This window comes from Frankia sp. CcWB3 (assembly GCF_977927595.1).
This window is the reverse complement of the sequence record NZ_CDWRCK010000305.1, coordinates 1-4,407: the sequence shown is the minus strand read 5'-3', so window position 1 is coordinate 4,407 and position 4,407 is coordinate 1. Positions and strand designations below refer to the sequence as shown.

Sequence of the window (4,407 nt, the reverse complement as noted above, 5' to 3'; positions counted from 1 at the left end):
CCGCCGGGTGGTCAGCAATGGGGTCCGCCGCCCCCCGCGCCGGGAGCGCCCGGTCAGCAGGGTGGCCGGGTGAACCTGGACAAGGGGCGGGTATCGCTCACCAAGGGGCAGAGCGTCTCGTTGGTGAAGACCGGCGCGCCGCCGCTCACCCGGGTCCGGATGGGCCTTGGGTGGGATCCGGCCCAGCACGGGAAGTCGATCGACCTCGACGCGTCCTGCATCCTGTTCGACGAGCGCGGCAAGGACGTCGACAAGGTCTGGTTCATGTCCAAGAAGGGCGCCCGGGGAGCCGTGCGCCACTCTGGGGACAACCTGACCGGCCATGGCGAAGGGGACGACGAGACGATCATGGTCGATCTCGGCGCCCTGCCGGGGAACGTCGTCACCCTGATCTTCACGGTCAACAGTTTCCAGGGACAGACCTTCGTCGAGGTGCGTAACGCCTACTGCCGGTTGTATGACGATCTCACCGGGCAGGAGCTCGTCCGGTTCGACCTGTCCGACTCCAAGCCGTCCACCGGACTGGTGATGTGCCGGGTGCAGCGCGACCGCGGGGCTCCCACCTGGTCGATGACGGCGATCGGGGAGTTCCACGACGGCAAGACCGTCCGCGCCATGGTCAATCCGTCGAGGCAGTACCTGTAGGCAGTGCCCGTAGCCCGATCCCCGGCCCCGGAACGCCGGGCGGTTTGCCGGCGGCCCGCGCGGCGGTGTTGATCCGGCCGACCTCTCCGGGTTGTGGGATGTCCCGGGCCGGGTAACCTCCGGCCGTGAACAGGTCTGCAGGGCCGTCGTGGGCCGGTATGTTGCGCTTCGCAGGCATCGTCCGGTGATGGGCATGATCTCCCGCCCGGCTCCGTCCCGCGTCTACTGCCGCCGGCTGGCGGGCCTGCTTGTCCTGGACCCGAATGGCGACCAGGTCGGCAGGGTGCGCGATGTGATCGCGACGCTGCGACTCGGGCATGAGCCGCCCCGAGTCCTGGGCCTGGCCGTCGAGGTCCAACGCCGACCGATCTTCGTGCCGATGAGCCGGGTCACCGGGGTGGAGTCGGGCGCGGTGGTGCTGTCCTCGGCCCGGCTGAGCTGGCGGCGTTTCCAGCAGCGCCCGAACGAGACCCGGGTGCTCGGCGAGCTGCTTGACCGGCGGGTGACGCTCATCTCGTCCGGCGTCGAGGTGACCGTCGTCGATGCCGCGATCGAACCGGTTCGCGGCGGCGACTGGGTGCTAGACCAGGTGGCGGTGCGGGTCGGCCGGGGCCGGCGCGGCGAGGTGAAGACGGTCGCCTGGGACGAGGTCACCGGCTTCTCGCTGCCCGAGGAGGGGCAGGGGGCCGCGAACCTGCTCGCCGCGTTCGAGAAGCTGCGGCCCGCCGACCTCGCGTCGCTGCTGCATGACCTGTCCGAGAAACGGCGCGCGGAGGTCGCTGCCGCCCTCGATGACGAGCGGCTTGCCGACGTCCTCGAGGAGCTGCCGGAGGACGAGCAGGTCGAGTTGCTCGGGGGACTCGCCGACGAGCGGGCCGCCGACGTGCTGGAGGCGATGGGCCCCGACGACGCGGCGGACCTGCTGGGCGAGCTGCCCGCCGACGACGCGGAGCGTCTCCTGCGGCTGATGGAGCCCGACGAGGCCGCCGGCGTGCGCCGTCTGCTGCTCTACGCCGACGACACGGCCGGCGGCATGATGACCAGCGAGCCGGTCGTGCTCGCCCCGAACGCGACGGTCGCCGAGGCGCTGGCCCGCATCCGCGAACCCGAGCTTTCCCCGGCGCTTGCCGCGCAGGTCTACGTGGTGCGCCCGCCCTACGAGACGCCCACCGGCCGCTACCTCGGTCTCGCCCATTTCCAGCGGCTGCTGCGTGAGCCGCCGGCGACCCTGGTCGGTGGCGTGATCGACGTCGACATCGCCTCGCTGCGGCCCGAGACCCCGCTGGCCGAGGTCACCCGTCATCTGGCGTCCTACAACCTGGTGGCGGCACCGGTTCTCGACCGCGCCGGCCGGCTCGTCGGCGTCGTCACCGTCGACGACGTGCTCGACCACCTGCTTCCCGCGAACTGGCGGGAGCGACAGCTCGACGCGGACGTGGATGCGCGGGCGACCCCCGGGGCACTGACCCCGCCCGCCGCGGGCGACGTGGAACCAGGCTCCCGCGGCGAGGTGGGCAGCTCCCCGGCCGCACCATGAGACGCCTGGGACGCCTGGGACGCCGTCGGCCGCGAGGCGCCCGCCTCGATCAGCCGCGGCTGTCCCGGCGGTCCGCCCTGCGCTCCGCCTACGAGCCGGGCGCCTTCGGGCGAATCGCGGAGCGGGTGGCGCGTTTCATCGGCACGGCCCGGTACCTCGTTGCGCAGAGCATCGTGATTGTGCTGTGGGTCGCCTACAACATCATCGCCCCGCAGTCCGCCCGGTTTGACAATTTCCCGTTCATCTTTCTGACGTTGGTCCTGTCGCTGCAGGCCGCGTACGCGGCACCGCTCATCCTGCTGGCGCAGAACCGCCAGGACGACCGGGACCGCGCGAACCTCGCCCAGGACCGCGAGCAGACCATCCGTAACCGCGAGGACACCGAATACCTCGCCCGCGAACTGGCCGCGATGCGCATCACGATCGGCGAGCTCGCCACCCGGGACTTCCTGCGTTCGGAACTGCGGGGGTTGCTCGCGGAGCTGGAGGGGCCGGACGGTGACCGGGCGAAGGACCGGGAGCGGGAACGCGATCGGGAACGCCGACGGCGGGAGAGCGAGCGTTCGTTACGTTCGCCGCGATGACCGGGCCGGTGCGGTGGGCTGGTGCGAACGGCGGCCGCGCGCCGCACCGGCGGGTGCCCGGGTGCCTACCGCACGGTACCGCGACAGAGCGTCAGTACCGCCATCGCCATCTCGACCCCGCGAGGCCCCAGCTCGTCCGCCCAGATCGCGATGATCTCGTTCTCCCGGGCGTGCTGGATGCGAGGCCCGCCCTCGGCCGAGCGCAGCGCCTGGATCTGCTGGGACAGGTCCCGCCGGGTTGCGACGAGATCACGCAGCTGAGCATCGATGTCATCGATGAGCTGTCGTCCCTCGTCGATCGAGGCGATGGCCGGCGCGGTGCTGGGGGCATCGACGACGTTTTCCACAAGTGGGCCTTTCGGTCGGAGGCCCGGCGCACCCCAGGCCGAGACAACCCGGAGGCGGACCGGGCCTGGGTCTGGCGCTTGTGCCGCGTGAGATCAGCGGCGGAGCGGGGACCGTGCCCGGTCCCCATAAAACAGCCGCAGCGACGTGCCGTGACCTGTGAGTCGGCGGCACGTGAATCGACTGCACTGCATGGCAAGAGCATGCCAGCCGCGTGCCGATTCGTCCAGGCGCCTGATCTCTTGGGTAGCCATCCACCCCGACTCTTGGGTAACCCCACCCCGACTGATCCCTCACCTTGACTAATCCCTCACCTTGACTCGGGCGGCGACGCCGCCCGATCAGGCGTCCGGTAACCGAGGCGAGGCCGGTGAGACCATCGGATAATGGCGCAACTGGAGCTCACCGGCATGCCCCGCCGGCTTTTTTCCTGCACGCCGTCGCGGCTGGCCGCCTTCGAGGACTGCCCCCGCCGGTACCGGATGACGTATCTGGACCGGCCGCGGCCGCCCAAGGGGCCGCCCTGGGCGCACACCTCCTTCGGTGTCAGCGTGCACAACGCGCTGCGACGCTGGTGGGAGGAGCCGATCGAGCAACGGGCCCCGCAGCGGGCCGCGGCGCTGTTGCGGTTGCTGTGGGTCGACGAAGGTTTCCGGGACGGTGAGCAGTCGTACCGGTGGCGCGAGCGCGGCGCGCGGATGGCGCATGACTATGTCGCGCACCTCGATCCGGCGGCCGAGCCGCGCGGGGTCGAGCGCTCGGTCGCGGCCTGTACCGAGGCACTGGCCTTCTCCGGGCGGGTGGACCGTCTCGACGACCGAGACGGGGAGTTGGTCGTCGTCGACTACAAGACCGGACGCCGGCCGATCACCGACGACGACGCGCGATCGTCCCCGGCGCTCGCGCTCTACGCCTTGGCCGCCGGGCGGATGCTGCGCCAACCATGCCGGCGGGTCGAGCTGCACCACGTGCCCAGTGGGCGGGTCGCGGCCGCCGAGCACACCGAGGCGAGCATCGCCCGGCACGTGCGGCGGGCGGAGTCGGTCGCGGCGGACGCCGTGCGCGCGACGGAGGCCCTGCGGGCGGGTGAGGATCCGCAACGGGCGTTCCCGCCGAGCCCCGGCCCCCTGTGCTCGTGGTGCGATTTCCGGAGCCACTGCCCCGAGGGGCAGGCGGCTGGCCCCGAACGCCAGCCCTGGGACGCCCTCGGCGACGAGGACGACGAGGGCTGAGGCGCCGGCATACCGGCTCTTCGAAGTTAAGCGGGTTTGAGGCATCTGCGGGCTCGGCGGGTGG

Annotated in this window: 5 protein-coding genes; 4 read left to right on the top strand and 1 reads right to left on the bottom strand. The window is 71.5% G+C overall.

Annotated elements, in window-relative coordinates:
• The 3 genes from ACY5KJ_RS18015 to ACY5KJ_RS18005 form a co-directional block, all read left to right on the top strand.
• The coding region (locus tag ACY5KJ_RS18015; RefSeq protein ID WP_462203912.1) for a TerD family protein at positions 1-645 on the top strand (645 nt) is incomplete at its 5' end.
• A gap of 193 nt (positions 646-838) precedes the next feature.
• Complete coding sequence (locus ACY5KJ_RS18010) at positions 839-2,182, top strand: magnesium transporter MgtE N-terminal domain-containing protein (protein ID WP_462188984.1); 1,344 nt, start codon at positions 839-841, stop codon at positions 2,180-2,182.
• A complete protein-coding gene (locus tag ACY5KJ_RS18005) occupies positions 2,179-2,766 on the top strand; it encodes a DUF1003 domain-containing protein (protein WP_462188981.1) in 588 nt (195 codons plus the stop codon). Before ACY5KJ_RS18010 ends, ACY5KJ_RS18005 begins: the two co-directional genes overlap by 4 nt.
• Positions 2,767-2,831: 65 nt before the next feature.
• On the opposite strand, the gene ACY5KJ_RS18000 is transcribed toward ACY5KJ_RS18005, so the two are convergent.
• The gene (locus ACY5KJ_RS18000) at positions 2,832-3,113 is read right to left on the bottom strand and encodes a chorismate mutase (RefSeq protein WP_462188980.1); all 282 of its coding nucleotides are present in this window, start codon (positions 3,111-3,113) and stop codon (positions 2,832-2,834) included.
• Between the two features lie 384 nt (positions 3,114-3,497).
• Between ACY5KJ_RS18000 and ACY5KJ_RS17995 the strand changes: the two genes are divergently transcribed.
• On the top strand, positions 3,498-4,343 hold the full coding sequence (locus ACY5KJ_RS17995) for a RecB family exonuclease (protein WP_462188979.1): 846 nt from the start codon (positions 3,498-3,500) through the stop codon (positions 4,341-4,343).
• Positions 4,344-4,407: the final 64 nt, after the last annotated feature.

What these genes read in the sequence shown, in the direction of transcription:
- ACY5KJ_RS18010 (WP_462188984.1), top strand. Translation starts at nt 839, where the DNA reads ATGATCTCCCGCCCGGCTCCGTCCCGCGTCTACTGCCGCCGGCTGGCG.
- ACY5KJ_RS18005 (WP_462188981.1), top strand. Translation starts at nt 2,179, where the DNA reads ATGAGACGCCTGGGACGCCTGGGACGCCGTCGGCCGCGAGGCGCCCGC.
- ACY5KJ_RS17995 (WP_462188979.1), top strand. Translation starts at nt 3,498, where the DNA reads ATGGCGCAACTGGAGCTCACCGGCATGCCCCGCCGGCTTTTTTCCTGC.